We start from the raw sequence: 14,773 nt of genomic DNA on the forward strand, positions 1-14,773 counted from the left end.
ACTATTGGCACAGGCAATCCGCTCACGGATAAGTATTCCCCGTTCAGTGTGTAACGCTAAAACGGCCTGCTGCTCTTCGGTTTTTATCTGAACAAAACGCATATTCGGACGTGTTACCGCTTCGCAGATTGCTTCAGCATCTGTTGCATCCGTCTTGTTCGTTTTCACATAAGGCTTCACATACTGCGGAGGTATGAGTTTTACCTCATGACCATAGCGGGTGAATAATCGCGCAAAATAATGACTGGATGAGCAGGCTTCCATGCCAATCAGACAAGGTTCCAGTTGAATCACAAACTGAACAAACTTAGCCCGGGTGAGCTTTTTACGCAAAATAGTATGGCCTTCATGATCGACACCATGAAGCTGAAAAACGTTCTTTGCCAGGTCGATACCAAGAGTTGATACTTTCATGTGGACGCCCCTAATTTTTCAGGACGTATTGCAACGATCCAGTCTGGTACTTTGATACCGTAAAATCTGGAGCGTCCATCTCATTATCCTTGTAAGACGCGCCCTCAGCCCACATCCATGTGGGCTGCCCCGGCCTTCGGGGAACGCCTCGGCGATTTTGACGCCACCAAACAACCGTGCGGCCTATTGATAAAGAGCTAACACATTGTCAAAAAACATCACTATGTTTCTTAGAGTTTCTCGATATCAATTGCCTGAATAGCCCTTGCAATATCAGGGGAATTATTCAACATCCGAACATGCTGAAATAATTCTGTTGCTTCATCGTATTCTTTACGCAAATAACTCAACCACTGTTTAATCCGCGCTACGTGATATAACCCGGTATCGCCCTGCTTTTCCAGACGGGTATATTTTTGCAGCAAAGCAACTACCTCCGGCCACGGCATTCGCGGTTCGTTATATTTTACCACCCGGCTCAGGTTGGGAATATTGAGCGCCCCGCGACCAATCATCACTGCGTCGCATCCGCTGATCGTCATGCATTGTTGCGCACTCTGCCAGTTCCAGATTTCACCGTTGGCAATCACCGGAATATTCAGCCGCTGGCGAATCTCGCCAATCGCCTGCCAGTCAATATGCTCCGCGCGGTAACCCTGCTCTTTCGTCCGCCCATGCACCACCAGCTCTGTAGCACCAGCCTGTTGAACCGCATCGGCGATTTCAAATTTCTTCTCACCGCTGTCCCAGCCCAGACGCACTTTTACGCTGACGGGCAAATGCGCCGGTACAGCTTCGCGCATCGCTTTTGCACCCTGATAGATGAGTTCAGGATCTTTGAGTAACGTCGCCCCACCGCCGCTACCGTTAACCGTTTTCGACGGGCAGCCGCAATTGAGATCCACGCCCCAGGAACCTAACTCGACCGCACGGGCGGCATTCTCTGCCAGCCATTGTGGGAACTGACCTAACAACTGCACGCGCACCAGCGTACCGGATGGTGTCCGGCTGGCGTTTTGTAGCTCAGGGCAAATGCGATGAAAGACTTTTACCGGCAGCAGTTGATCCACCACGCGGACAAACTCGGTGATGCACAGATCGTAGTCGTTAACTTCGGTCAGCAATTCACGCACCAGAGAGTCGAGTACACCCTCCATCGGTGCCAGTAACACACGCATATCATCACCCGCAAAAAAATGAGGCGCTATGTTAGCGCCTATAGTCAACGGATTAAAGGTCTGCAAAGAGGGATTGCTGCAAACTGCAATCCCTCTCTATGCTTGATGTATGCCTGAGTTCGCTGCGCATTGCGTAATGCCCGGGAGCGAAAAAATAAGCGCTGATTTCTTAATGTGATCGGTAGCACGTTTTACGAATTAATTGTATGATGAATCCATCTCATCTGGGGTGTTGATTATGAGTAAGACACTGAACATTATCTGGCAATATTTACGTGCTTTTGTCCTGATTTATGCCTGCCTGTATGCAGGCATTTTCATTGCTTCCCTGCTACCGGTAACCATTCCGGGCAGCATCATCGGGATGCTGATCCTGTTTGTCCTGCTGGCCTTGCAAATTCTTCCGGCAAAATGGGTCAATCCGGGGTGCTACGTACTGATTCGCTATATGGCGCTATTGTTTGTGCCGATTGGCGTAGGCGTCATGCAATATTTTGATTTGCTCCGCGCACAGTTTGGCCCGGTAGTGGTTTCCTGTGCAGTCAGTACGCTGGTGGTTTTTCTGGTGGTGAGCTGGAGTTCGCAACTGGTGCACGGTGAACGTAAAGTCGTAGGTCAGAAAGGATCAGAAGAATGATGGCGAATATCTGGTGGTCATTACCGCTGACATTGATTGTCTTTTTTGCCGCCCGCAAACTGGCGGCACGGTATAAGTTTCCCTTGCTTAACCCGTTGCTGGTAGCAATGGTGGTGATCATTCCTTTTTTAATGCTGACCGGCATCTCTTACGACAGCTACTTTAAAGGTAGCGAAGTGCTAAACGATCTGCTGCAACCGGCGGTCGTTGCGCTGGCCTATCCTTTATATGAGCAGCTACACCAGATCCGCGCGCGCTGGAAATCGATCATCACCATCTGTTTTATCGGCAGCGTGGTTGCGATGGTGACGGGGACTTCCGTGGCATTGTTGATGGGCGCTTCACCGGAAATCGCCGCGTCAATCCTGCCGAAATCAGTCACCACGCCTATTGCAATGGCGGTTGGCGGCAGTATTGGCGGTATTCCGGCAATCAGCGCAGTTTGCGTGATTTTCGTCGGTATTCTGGGCGCAGTGTTTGGTCATACGTTACTTAATGCGATGCGTATTCGCACCAAAGCAGCGCGCGGTCTGGCGATGGGGACAGCCTCGCACGCCCTCGGTACGGCACGCTGTGCTGAGCTGGATTATCAGGAAGGTGCATTTAGTTCGCTGGCGCTGGTGTTATGCGGGATTATTACTTCGCTGATCGCACCGTTCCTTTTCCCGATTATTCTGGCAGTAATGGGCTAAAATTTGCGATGCGTCGCGCATTTTTGATGTAAGTTTCACGCGTTGCATAATTAATGAGATTCAGATCACATATAAAGCCATAACGGGTTCGTAAACTGTTATCCCATTACATGATTATGAGGCAACGCCATGCATCCACGTTTTCAAACCGCTTTTGCCCAACTTGCGGATAACTTGCAATCTGCACTGGAACCTATTCTGGCAGACAAGTACTTCCCCGCTTTGTTGACCGGGGAGCAAGTCTCATCGCTGAAGAGCGCAACGGGCCTGGACGAAGACGCGCTGGCATTCGCACTACTTCCGCTGGCGGCGGCCTGTGCGCGTACGCCATTGTCGAATTTTAATGTTGGCGCAATTGCGCGCGGTGTGAGCGGAACCTGGTATTTCGGTGCCAATATGGAATTTATTGGTGCGACAATGCAGCAAACCGTTCATGCCGAACAAAGCGCGATCAGCCACGCCTGGCTGAGTGGTGAAAAAGCGCTTGCAGCGATCACCGTTAACTACACGCCTTGTGGTCACTGCCGTCAGTTTATGAATGAACTGATCAGCGGTCTGGATCTGCGTATTCATCTTCCGGGACGCGAGGCACACGCGCTGCGTGACTATCTGCCGGATGCCTTTGGGCCGAAAGATCTGGAGATTAAAACGCTGCTGATGGACGAGCAGGATCACGGCTATGCGCTGACGGGTGATGCGCTTTCTCAGGCGGCGATTGCGGCGGCAAACCGTTCGCACATGCCTTACAGTAAGTCGCCAAGCGGTGTCGCGCTGGAATGTAAAGACGGTCGTATTTTCAGCGGCAGCTACGCTGAAAACGCCGCATTCAACCCGACTCTGCCGCCGTTGCAGGGGGCGTTAATTCTGTTGAATCTCAAGGGTTATGATTACCCGGATATCCAGCGCGCGGTTCTGGCAGAAAAAGCCGATGCGCCGTTGATTCAGTGGGATGCCACCTCCGCAACGCTGAAAGCTCTCGGCTGTCACAGTATCGACCGCGTACTTCTCGCTTAAGCCTGGTGCCGGATGCGGCGTGAACGCCTTGTCCGGCTTGCCAGCCCTCTCCTGGTGTCGAAAATCCCGGCAAACAGTTTGCCGTTTCTTGCGCAAAACCAGCGGGTAAAGTAGCCTGATGGAAATTTTCCCTAGATCGAGTCTCCTGCATGTTAAAGCGCGTGTTCCTCAGCCTGTTAGTCCTGATCGGCTTGCTGCTGTTGACTGTGCTCGGCCTCGATCGCTGGATGAGCTGGAAAACCGCGCCTTATATCTACGACGAATTGCAGGATCTCCCCTACCGCCAGGTCGGCGTGGTGCTCGGCACAGCAAAATATTATCGTACTGGCGTAATTAATCAGTATTATCGCTACCGCATTCAAGGAGCGATTAATGCCTATAACAGCGGTAAGGTAAATTATCTATTACTGAGCGGCGATAACGCATTGCAAAGTTATAATGAGCCGATGACCATGCGCAAAGATTTAATCGCAGCTGGTGTCGACCCATCAGATATTGTTCTCGATTACGCAGGCTTTCGTACGCTGGATTCCATCGTGCGTACACGCAAAGTTTTCGATACTAATGATTTCATTATTATCACCCAACGTTTCCACTGTGAGCGGGCATTATTTATTGCGCTGCATATGGGGATTCAGGCTCAGTGTTATGCCGTACCGTCACCGAAAGATATGCTGTCAGTACGTATTCGCGAATTTGCCGCCCGTTTCGGTGCGCTGGCTGACCTTTATATTTTTAAACGTGAACCGCGTTTTTTAGGGCCGCTGGTCCCTATTCCGGCTATGCACCAGGTGCCGGAAGATGCGCAGGGGTATCCCGCCGTCACACCCGAACAGTTACTTGAATTACAAAAGAAACAAGGAAAGTAGTTATGGATGTACAGCAGTTTTTTGTCGTTGCCGTTTTTTTCCTTATCCCGATATTTTGTTTCCGCGAAGCATGGAAAGGCTGGCGCGCAGGCGCGATTGATAAACGGGTTAAAAATGCACCGGAACCAGTGTATGTCTGGCGAGCGAAAAATCCCGGACTCTTCTTCGCTTATATGGTGGCATATATCGGCTTCGGATTTTTATCTATCGGCATGATTGTTTATCTTATTTTCTATCGTTAATATTTTCCCTTTTCTGTTAATTATTGAGAATAATTATTACTTCACTCAATAAGCTGCGGATATAACATTCTGAACCGCAGCTATTTGTGAATCCTTTCACAGTTTAAATTTCCCCACGCGCATAGCCTTAATATCAGCACGCAATATTTATTTAGCGTTCGCCTTAATTACTCATAGCATTAAGGAAGATCACATGCCGCAACAAAATTATCTGGATGAACTCACTCCGGCTTTTACGCCTTTACTGGCGATTAAAGAAGCCTCTCGCTGTTTATTATGTCATGACGCTCCCTGTAGTCAGGCTTGCCCGGCGCAAACTGACCCAGGGAAATTTATCCGCTCAATTTATTTTCGTAATTTTAAAGGTGCTGCCGAGACAATTCGCGAAAATAATGCCCTCGGTGCCGTTTGTGCCAGAGTGTGCCCGACGGAGAAATTATGCCAAAGCGGTTGTACACGTGCCGGTGTTGATACTCCTATTGATATCGGTCGCTTACAGCGTTTTGTTACTGATTTTGAACAACAAACCGGGATGGAAATTTATCAGCCCGGTACTAAAACGCTCGGCAAAGTCGCGATTATTGGCGCGGGTCCTGCCGGATTGCAGGCCAGTGTGACACTGACAAACCAGGGTTATGACGTCACGATCTATGAGAAAGAAGCACAACCCGGTGGCTGGTTGCGTAACGGCATTCCGCAATTCCGGTTACCGCAATCAGTACTGGATGCAGAAATCGCCCGTATTGAAAAAATGGGCGTGACCATTAAGTGCAATAACGAAATCGGTAAAACACTCACCCTGGAGCAGCTGAAAGCGGAAAACCGCGCGGTACTGGTCACTGTGGGGTTATCGAGCGGTTCTGGGTTATCGCTGTTTGAGCATAGCGACGTTGAGATTGCCGTCGACTTCCTGCAACGTGCACGACAGGCGCAAGGCGATATCAGCATTCCACAAAGCGCATTAATTATCGGCGGCGGTGATGTCGCGATGGACGTAGCCAGCACGCTGAAAGTTCTCGGCTGTCAGGCAGTAACTTGCGTAGCGCGTGAAGAGTTAGATGAGTTTCCGGCAAGCGAAAAAGAGTTTGCCAGCGCCCGGGAGTTGGGCGTTTCGATCATCGATGGATTTACACCTGTAGCCGTGGAAGGCAATAAAGTCACCTTTAAGCATGTTCGTTTACCAGGTGAACTAACGATAGCGGCGGACAAAATTATTCTCGCTGTAGGTCAACATGCCGAACTTGCTGCTTTTTCCGCACTGGAACCGCAGCGTAACACCGTCGAAACGCAACATTACCAGACCCGCGACCCGCAAGTCTTTGCTGCTGGCGATATTGTTGAGGGTGACAAAACCGTGGTCTATGCCGTGAAAACCGGGAAAGAAGCCGCCGAGGCGATTCATCACTATTTAGAGGGAGCTTGCTCATGTTAACGAAAGATCTTTCGATTACTTTTTGCGGCGTGAAGTTTCCCAACCCGTTCTGCCTCTCTTCTTCGCCGGTAGGCAACTGCTATGAGATGTGTGCCAAAGCCTACGACACTGGCTGGGGCGGCGTGGTGTTTAAAACGATCGGCTTTTTTATCGCCAACGAAGTCTCGCCGCGTTTTGATCATCTGGTGAAAGAAGATACCGGTTTTATCGGCTTCAAAAATATGGAGCAGATTGCTGAACATCCGTTGGAAGATAATCTGGCCGCCCTGCGTCGGCTGAAAGAAGATTATCCGGACAAAGTATTGATCGCTTCAATCATGGGCGAAAATGAGCAGCAATGGGAAGAGCTGGCGCGTCTGGTGCAAGAAGCTGGCGCGGATATGATCGAGTGTAACTTCTCCTGCCCGCAAATGACTTCTCATGCGATGGGGAGCGATGTCGGGCAAAGCCCGGAACTGGTAGAAAAATATTGTCGGGCAGTGAAACGTGGTTCCACGCTGCCAATGCTGGCGAAGATGACGCCGAATATCGGTGATATGTGCGAAGTGGCGCTGGCGGCGAAGCGCGGCGGCGCAGATGGCATTGCAGCGATTAACACCGTTAAATCCATCACCAATATCGATCTTAATCAGAAAATTGGTATGCCGATCGTTAACGGTAAATCGAGTATTTCCGGATATTCCGGTAAAGCGGTAAAACCGATCGCCCTGCGCTTTATTCAGCAAATGCGCACCCATCCAGAACTGCGCGATTTCCCGATCAGCGGTATCGGCGGCATTGAAACCTGGGAAGATGCGGCGGAGTTTTTATTGCTCGGTGCAGCGACGTTGCAGGTGACCACCGGCATTATGCAGTACGGGTATCGGATAGTGGAAGATATGGCAAGCGGGTTGTCGCATTATCTCGCCGATCAAGGGTTTGATTCGTTGCAGGAGATGGTAGGTCTGGCGAATCACAATATTGTCCCGGCGGAAGATTTAGACCGCAGTTATATTGTCTATCCCCATATCAATCTTGATAAATGTGTTGGTTGTGGACGCTGTTATATTTCCTGTTACGACGGCGGTCACCAGGCGATGGAATGGAGCGAGAAAACCCGCACACCGCATTGTAATACCGAGAAATGCGTGGGTTGTCTGCTTTGTGGTCACGTCTGCCCGGTGGGTTGTATTGATCTCGGAGAAGTGAAGTTTAAGAAAGGCGAGAAAGAACACCCGGTAACGTTGTAGAACCCGCGTCACATCCGGCATTTGGCACCGATTGCCGGATGCGACGCATCCGGCAATACCCACATTCACATCATTTCTTACGCGCGTATTTCAGTGAATCCAGCGCTACGGCGAAGATAATAATCGCCCCTTTGATGATGTACTGCCAGTATGGGTTTACGCCGATATACGTCAGGCCATAGTTGATGACGGTAAAAATAATTACCCCGGTCACCACGCCAATCACCGTCCCCACACCGCCGCTGAACGATACGCCGCCTACCACGCACGCCGCGATAGCATCCAGCTCATACATAAAGCCGAGGTTATTGGTGGCTGAGCCGATACGTCCGGCTTCTAACATCCCGCCGAAGGCATAGAACACACCAGACAACGCGTAGATCATCAGCAGGTTCAGGCCGACGTTGACACCAGATACTTTCGCCGCTTCCGGGTTACCGCCAATGGCAAAAATGTTCTTACCGAAGCGGGTTTTGTTCCACAACACCCAGACAAACACCACCGCAATCAACGCGTAGAAGGTGATGTAAGAGAGACGGAAACTCCCCAGCGCGACAAAGCCCTGAGCAAAGGTAGAGAAGCCACTGTCGAAACCAGAAATTGGCGACGCCCCGACAAAGTCGTAATAGAGCGAGTTGATGCCATAGACGATGATCATCGTGCCGAGCGTGGTAATGAACGGCGTCACGTTGAGATAAGCGATAATCAGGCCGTTGATCAAACCGATCACCGCACCAATGGCACAGACAATCAGAATAACCAGCGCAATCGGCATCGTCGCCATTTCCGGGAACACTTTGTTAGCGTTATCCATGGACTGCAATAACGTCGCTGCCACCACTGCCGCCAGCCCCACCTGGCGACCTGCAGAAAGGTCGGTCCCCTGGGTGACAATTAACCCTGCCACACCGAGCGCGATAATAATACGCACCGATGACTGGGTGAGAATATTACTTAAGTTCAACAGACTTAAAAATGTTGGGTCCTGGAAAATAATAATTGCCAGCAAAACTAAAAGAACGACGTAAATACCGCCTTCTTTCAGGTAAGTAAGAAAACTTTTCTTATTTAACGCACTCATGGGAAGCCCCTAATCTTAAAGGTGCAAAGACGCAAGACGCAGAATTTCGCTTTGCGTTGTTGTTTTTGTATCGACAATTCCGGAAACGAGACCATTGCTCATGACCAGAATACGGTCTGTTATCCCTAACAACTCTGGCATTTCAGAGGAGATAATAATAATCCCCTTGCCTTTCTTCGCCAGTTCGGCAATTAACTGATAAATCTCAAACTTAGCCCCAACATCAATACCGCGCGTCGGTTCATCGAGCATTAATATTTCTGGTTGCGTTAACAGCCAGCGACCAATAATCACTTTTTGCTGATTACCACCGGAGAGCGAACCTATTTGCGTCCGATGACCTGGCGTTTTTACCCGCATCGAATCAATGACCCACTGGGTATCGCTTTTCATCCGCGAATTATCCAGCAAGCCAACTTTATTTTTGTAGTTGCGAATATTGGAAATTAACGAGTTAAAACCGATATCCAGATAGGCATAAATTCCCGTTGAGCGGCGCTCTTCAGTTACCAGTGCAAATCCGTGGTTTATGGCTTCGTTGGCATTATGGTTATTGATCTTTTTGCCGTGCAACGTAATGGTGCCAGCCGATTTCTCGCGAATACCAAATAACGTCTCAACAATATCGGTACGTTTCGCTCCCACCAGACCGGCTATACCGAGAATCTCCCCTTTATGCAGATCAAACGAGACATCACGGATCGACGGCTGGCGCAGTGACGTCAGGTTACGCACCTCGAGGATGACTTCGCCCGGCTTGTTTTCTTTGTCAGGGAAACGCTGGTTAAGAGAACGCCCAACCATCATGGCGATGATCTTGTCCATCGTCAGTCCTGCCAGCGGTTCGGTGGCGATCCACTGACCGTCGCGCAATACGGTAACTTCATCACATAACTGGAAGATTTCTTCCATTTTATGCGAGATATAAACAATACCGCAGCCGCGCTCTTTTAATTTACGAATAATAGTGAACAGATGATTGACCTCTTTTTCGGTTAACGAAGAAGTCGGTTCATCCATAATCACAATTTTCGCGTTATAGGAAAACGCTTTGGCGATTTCGATCATCTGCATTTGCGAAACGGATAATGTGCCGACGCGCGCACGCGGATCGATATCAATATCCAGTTCATCAAAAATCGCTTTGGTTTCGCGGTACATTTTGTCCTGATCGACAAACATGCCTTTGGTGGGATATCGCCCCAGCCACATGTTATCCATCACCGAACGTTGTAATACCAGATTTAACTCCTGGTGTACCATCGAAATACCATTTTCCAGCGCTTCTTTGGCAGAATGGAAATCGATCTCTTTACCCTGGAATAAAATGGTGCCGGAGTCTTTTTGATAAATACCAAACAGGCATTTTAATAATGTTGATTTTCCTGCGCCGTTTTCCCCCATTAATGCATGGATAGAATGTGGCCGGACTTTTAAATTAACGTTATCAAGTGCCTTAACACCAGGAAAAGACTTGTTGATACCGCTCATTTCCAACAAGTATTCCCCGGAAGACGGAGTCGTTGAGCTGACCATATAATTTTACCTTGTTGGCCATACAATAAGGGCGCAGTAAACGACTGCGCCCAATCAGTCTTATTTCTTGCTGAATTCAGCCAGGTTGTCTTTATCTACGCCAACATAAGGTACGCGGACCACTTTGTTGTCGATTTTCCAGTTGGTGCCATCAGCCGCACCTTTGCCATCGGCCAGGTTTTTCGCCAAATCAAAGGTCGCTTTCGCCTGGTTGTTAGCATCGTTCAGTACGGTGCCCGCCAGTGCACCAGATTTCACCAGCGCCAGCGCTTCTGGCAGCGCATCGACGCCAAACACCGGAATGCTGGACTTGTTGTGTGCTTTCAGTGCTTCTACCGCGCCCATTGCCATCGCATCGTTGTTGGCGATAACCACTTCGATTTTGTTGGCGTTCGGGCCAGACAGCCAGGCGTCCATCTTATCTTTCGCCTGAGCGGTATCCCACATAGCGGTATCTAACTGTAACTGTTCAGTTTTGATGCCTTTGTCGTTCAATTCTTTAATCACGTAAGTGGTACGTGCTTCTGCATCCGGATGGCCCGGCTCACCTTTCAGCAGTACGAATTGAATCTGACCGTCTTTGTTCAGATCCCAACCCTGATTCGCCGCCCAGTGTTTAGCAATCAAATCGCCCTGAATAATGCCGGACTCTTTGGAGTCAGTGCCAACGTAGTAGGCTTTGTCGTAGCTATCCAGCGCCTTACGAGACGGTTCTTTGTTGAAGAAAACCACCGGCACGTTTTGCCCACGCGCTTTCTCAATCACCGTACCCGCAGCTGCCGGGTCAACCAGGTTGATTGCCAGTGCCTTCACCCCTTTCGCCAGCAATACGTCGATCTGATCGTTCTGCTTGGACTGGTCATTCTGAGAATCATTCATCAGCAGCTGAACATCTGGCGCGGCTTTCGCATCTTGCTCAATAGCCTTGCGCACCACAGACATAAAGTTATCGTCGTACTTATAGATTGTTACACCAATGCGAGTATCAGCAGCGTGTGCAGCGGCACCGAATAACATGCTGGCCATCACAGCAGACAGGGTTAACACCTTCTTATTCATGGTATCTCCGGTTTTTCTTATGCAGGGTAGTGCTTGAGATAAATGCTCGGCGGGGCAGTAGAGTTAATGAAGTGTTACTGAACGCCGAAGCTCACTTTTTAAAATTCGTTCTTCCATGCCCGGTAACGCTCCAGAAAACGGCTTTAATTGTTGTTATGACGCTATTACCTCGGTGAAAGTGATTATTCACTGTTACATACGGGTTACAACGTTAAAACGGTGCAATCATAGCTATCGTATTGTTAAGATACTGTGAAATCACTCACAGATTGAAAGCGGTTACATCGCCTGATTTGTTGAGTTAGTGATCGCCGCCGCATTCTGGCGTGTTGCGACAGAATGGCGACGCACTAACGTCGGCATAAAACAGTGGCTGGCACGAGGATCAATATTGCCTGCTGCCCCCAGCAAGGCCAGTTCGGTGGCTAATTTCGCCATTGAAGCAATGGGATAACGCACGGTCGTTAATTGCGGGTCGGTGTAACGGGCGATGGGAATATCATCGAAACCGATGATGGAGAGATGTAACGGAATCGCAATGCCATTATCTTTTAATGCTGTCAGTGCGCCAGCGGCCATATTGTCGTTATAAGCAAATACAGCGGTAAGTTGTAGATTGCGCCCCAGCAGTTCAACCATCGCCGCCTCACCGCCCGGCATGTCAGGCGTGCCAGTGCCAATCCAACTTTCCGGCGGAATAATATCCTGCTCTTTCAACGCACTCATCCAGCCTGCTTTACGCATGGCGTCATCTTCAATGCCGTGGCTGGAAGAAAGATAACCAATACGTTGATGGCCGTTATTAAGCAACATGCGCGTCGCCATTCGGGCACCACTGAGATTATCCAGGCAAACGCAACGATGGGCGTACCCCGGCACAACGCGGTTGATTAACACCATACCGGGAATGTTATCCATAAATTGTGCCAGTTCATCATCACTCAATGCTTTTGAGTGAACAATCAACGCATTACAACGCTGGCGAATTAACACCTCAATGGCGTGACGCTCTTTTTCCGCTTCATGATAGCTATTGCCGATTAGCACGTATTTCTGATGCTGCTGGGCGACCAGATCCACCGCTTTTACCAGCGCGCCGAAAAACGCATCAGAAACGTCCATCACCACCACGCCAATGGTGTCGCTAACCTGAGTTGCCAGCGCCTGGGCATTGGCGTTTGGCCGATAATCCAGCTCACTCACGGCTTTCATTACTGCTTCACGCGTGTCGGCACTGACCAGCGTGCTGTTATTGAGCACCCGGGAAACCGTTGCCACAGAGACGCCAGCCTGACGCGCTACATCACGAATGGTGATCATATTCACTACCTGTTATGAGATTGCAGTAAATGACTGCTTGCTGGCGGCTATTTTGTCAGCACTGAATACAGGACTTCGTGAATCGAGTCACAGCAATGGAAACGGTTACAGCCGTTTTGTTAACGAATGTGATCCAGATCGTTATCTTGATGTTTTAGATCTTGCCGGCCCAGCTGCACGCAAAGTTAACTGACGCCAGAGCCATTCCACCGGCCCCTGGCGGAAGTAACGCAGCCAGATAACAGAGAAGAGAATATTCGCCAGCCATACCGGAATAACAAACGCCAGCAATTCCAGACGGTCAAACAGCATAAACAAACCGAGGTGGTAAAAAAGCGTGGTACAAATCAGCGTTTGCAATAGATAGTTGGTCAGTGCCATCCGTCCGACACAGGCGATTGCCAGCACCAGCTTAAAGCGGCTTAATTGCGGCCAGAAGCCATAAAACAGCGACGCATAGCCAATCGCCTGAAACGGCGCACTCAGTTCCCGCGGCATTTGAAGTAAGAATGCACACCAGCGATACGCCCAGTCCAGCTGCCATTGCAGGGCGATGGCAGGAAGGTTAATGGTCACCCCAATCGCCACCAGCACAAAACCAGTACGACGATAGTGACGTAAGCTGAACTGCCCTTTCAGCCAGCCGCTGCGCATCAATGCGGCACCAATGAGCATCATCCCTGCCAGTTGCCAGCCATACTGTGCGCCCAGTGCCAGTAAACTGTTGCCAACACCATCGGCACGATTACTGATCGCTTCAACGCCGCCGTGAAGCTTCCAGTATTTTTCATACAAAATAGCCGATGCATCCGGCGTCCAGGCGCGGCTGGTCTGGCTGTCGGAAATCAGCCCCAATAACAGCAAAACGCCAAGCCCCACCAGATAAAGCATGACGCCTGTATTAAACAGGCTTTTTACCGATGGCGCATCGCGCACCAGCCGCCAGCAGATTAAGCCCACCAGCCCGTAAGCCAGCAGAATATCGCCGTCCCAGAACAATAAACCGTGAATAAAGCCCAGCAAGACTAACAGCGTTAACCGCGACTGGATCCAGCGTCTGCCACGGGGCAGCAACATTTGCAGGCCCGCACCAAACAGCAGCGCAAAAAGCGTGAGGAATTTCACCTGGCCGATGAGATCGAGAAATGCCCAGGTCCATGCATCCTGCGACGTAATAGCGCCGTACCAGGCGGGATTGAGATAAGCCGCCTTTGGTAGCCCAAAGGCGCTGATGTTTAATAGCAGGATCCCCAGAATGGCGACGCCGCGAACAAAATCGAGCGTGACGTTGCGCTCCATGGTTCCTGCCTTTTAATCAGTTGTGATGACGCACAGCGCGCAGAAACTCGTGGCGCGTATTCTGACTGGATTTGAACAATCCACCAAGAGAGGTCGTTGTTGTGGCACTGGTTGCGTCGCGGATGCCACGCGCCTTCACGCAGTAATGCACCGCGTCGATAGAGACAGCCACGTTATTGGTGCCCAGCAGCGTTTGTAGCGCAATGAGAATTTGCTGGGTCAGACGTTCCTGCACCTGCGGACGCTGGGCAAAGAACTGCACAATACGGTTAATTTTTGACAGACCGATCACCGAATCTTTCGGGATATAAGCCACCGTCGCTTTGCCATCGATGGTAACAAAATGGTGTTCACAGGTGCTGGTCAGGGTGATATCGCGCACGGTGACCATTTCATCGACCTTCATTTTGTTTTCAATGAGGGTGATTTTCGGGAAATTGGCGTAATCCAGACCGGAGAAAATTTCATCGACATACATTTTAGCGATGCGATGCGGCGTTTCCATCAAACTGTCATCAGCCAGGTCGAGATTCAGCAGCTGCATGATTTCGGTCATATGACCAGCAATAAGGCTTTTGCGCGTTTCGTTATCCATTTCATGCACGGGCGGGCGCAGCGGTGTTTCCAGTCCTCGCGCAACTAACGCTTCATGAACCAGGGCCGCTTCTTTACTGAGTGATGGCATTTATGATTTCTCCTGCAGGTGTGACGCCTCCGCCCTGCGTGGGGGCAAAGTTATTAAGCTGATTTACAGCCTGATTATTGTGCGTG

The 14,773-nt window shown here is 50.0% G+C and carries 15 protein-coding genes; 7 read left to right on the top strand and 8 right to left on the bottom strand.

Translation table 11 applies throughout. The features are described from left to right. A partial coding sequence (locus tag ACJHYW_RS03465; RefSeq protein WP_349332721.1) for an IS110 family transposase occupies positions 1-414 on the bottom strand: 414 nt, incomplete at its 3' end. A 230-nt stretch (positions 415-644) separates the two neighbouring features. Further along, positions 645-1,592 carry a tRNA dihydrouridine(16) synthase DusC gene (dusC, locus tag ACJHYW_RS03470; RefSeq protein ID WP_001264877.1) on the bottom strand — a complete coding sequence of 316 codons (948 nt, stop codon included), beginning with the start codon at positions 1,590-1,592 and terminating at the stop codon, positions 645-647. A gap of 238 nt (positions 1,593-1,830) precedes the next feature. Between dusC and ACJHYW_RS03475 the strand changes: the two genes are divergently transcribed. The 7 genes from ACJHYW_RS03475 (at position 1,831) to preA (ending at position 7,707) form a co-directional block, all read left to right on the top strand. Then, entirely contained in the window at positions 1,831-2,229 is a 399-nt protein-coding gene (locus ACJHYW_RS03475) for a CidA/LrgA family protein (RefSeq protein ID WP_001295452.1), read from the top strand. Next, positions 2,226-2,921 carry a CidB/LrgB family autolysis modulator gene (locus tag ACJHYW_RS03480; protein ID WP_000968208.1) on the top strand — a complete coding sequence of 232 codons (696 nt, stop codon included), beginning with the start codon at positions 2,226-2,228 and terminating at the stop codon, positions 2,919-2,921. The genes ACJHYW_RS03475 and ACJHYW_RS03480 overlap by 4 nt, the downstream gene beginning before the upstream one ends. A 129-nt stretch (positions 2,922-3,050) precedes the next feature. Further along, on the top strand, positions 3,051-3,935 hold the full coding sequence (gene cdd, locus ACJHYW_RS03485; protein ID WP_061092626.1) for a cytidine deaminase: 885 nt from the start codon (positions 3,051-3,053) through the stop codon (positions 3,933-3,935). 149 nt (positions 3,936-4,084) lie between these two features. Further along, positions 4,085-4,804 carry an outer membrane permeability protein SanA gene (gene sanA, locus ACJHYW_RS03490; RefSeq protein WP_000920064.1) on the top strand — a complete coding sequence of 240 codons (720 nt, stop codon included), beginning with the start codon at positions 4,085-4,087 and terminating at the stop codon, positions 4,802-4,804. 2 nt (positions 4,805-4,806) lie between these two features. Beyond that, a complete protein-coding gene (locus ACJHYW_RS03495) occupies positions 4,807-5,046 on the top strand; it encodes a DUF2542 family protein (RefSeq protein WP_000383092.1) in 240 nt (79 codons plus the stop codon). Positions 5,047-5,239: 193 nt separating this feature from the next. Next, entirely contained in the window at positions 5,240-6,478 is a 1,239-nt protein-coding gene (gene preT, locus ACJHYW_RS03500; protein WP_061092625.1) for an NAD-dependent dihydropyrimidine dehydrogenase subunit PreT, read from the top strand. Further along, a complete protein-coding gene (gene preA, locus ACJHYW_RS03505; protein ID WP_000956035.1) occupies positions 6,472-7,707 on the top strand; it encodes an NAD-dependent dihydropyrimidine dehydrogenase subunit PreA in 1,236 nt (411 codons plus the stop codon). Before preT ends, preA begins: the two co-directional genes overlap by 7 nt. 70 nt (positions 7,708-7,777) lie before the next feature. On the opposite strand, the gene mglC is transcribed toward preA, so the two are convergent. The 6 genes from mglC to folE form a co-directional block, all read right to left on the bottom strand. Continuing rightward, positions 7,778-8,788, bottom strand: a complete 1,011-nt coding sequence (gene mglC, locus ACJHYW_RS03510) for a galactose/methyl galactoside ABC transporter permease MglC (protein WP_001275119.1) — start codon at positions 8,786-8,788, stop codon at positions 7,778-7,780. Positions 8,789-8,803: 15 nt separating this feature from the next. Then, entirely contained in the window at positions 8,804-10,324 is a 1,521-nt protein-coding gene (mglA, locus tag ACJHYW_RS03515; RefSeq protein WP_000255034.1) for a galactose/methyl galactoside ABC transporter ATP-binding protein MglA, read from the bottom strand. Between the two features lie 60 nt (positions 10,325-10,384). Further along, positions 10,385-11,383 (bottom strand): galactose/glucose ABC transporter substrate-binding protein MglB, encoded by a 999-nt coding sequence (mglB, locus tag ACJHYW_RS03520; protein WP_001036964.1) that lies wholly within the window; start codon positions 11,381-11,383, stop codon positions 10,385-10,387. A 279-nt stretch (positions 11,384-11,662) separates the two neighbouring features. Further along, a complete protein-coding gene (galS, locus tag ACJHYW_RS03525) occupies positions 11,663-12,703 on the bottom strand; it encodes an HTH-type transcriptional regulator GalS (RefSeq protein ID WP_000628654.1) in 1,041 nt (346 codons plus the stop codon). Positions 12,704-12,844: 141 nt separating this feature from the next. Continuing rightward, positions 12,845-14,002: a DUF418 domain-containing protein YeiB gene (gene yeiB / locus ACJHYW_RS03530; protein WP_000440933.1), complete on the bottom strand. Its 1,158-nt coding sequence runs from the start codon at positions 14,000-14,002 to the stop codon at positions 12,845-12,847. 16 nt (positions 14,003-14,018) lie between these two features. Then, a complete protein-coding gene (folE, locus tag ACJHYW_RS03535; RefSeq protein ID WP_001139613.1) occupies positions 14,019-14,687 on the bottom strand; it encodes a GTP cyclohydrolase I FolE in 669 nt (222 codons plus the stop codon). Positions 14,688-14,773: the final 86 nt, after the last annotated feature.

This window comes from Escherichia sp. WS3063 (assembly GCF_046486595.1).
Classification (GTDB): domain Bacteria; phylum Pseudomonadota; class Gammaproteobacteria; order Enterobacterales; family Enterobacteriaceae; genus Escherichia; species Escherichia coli.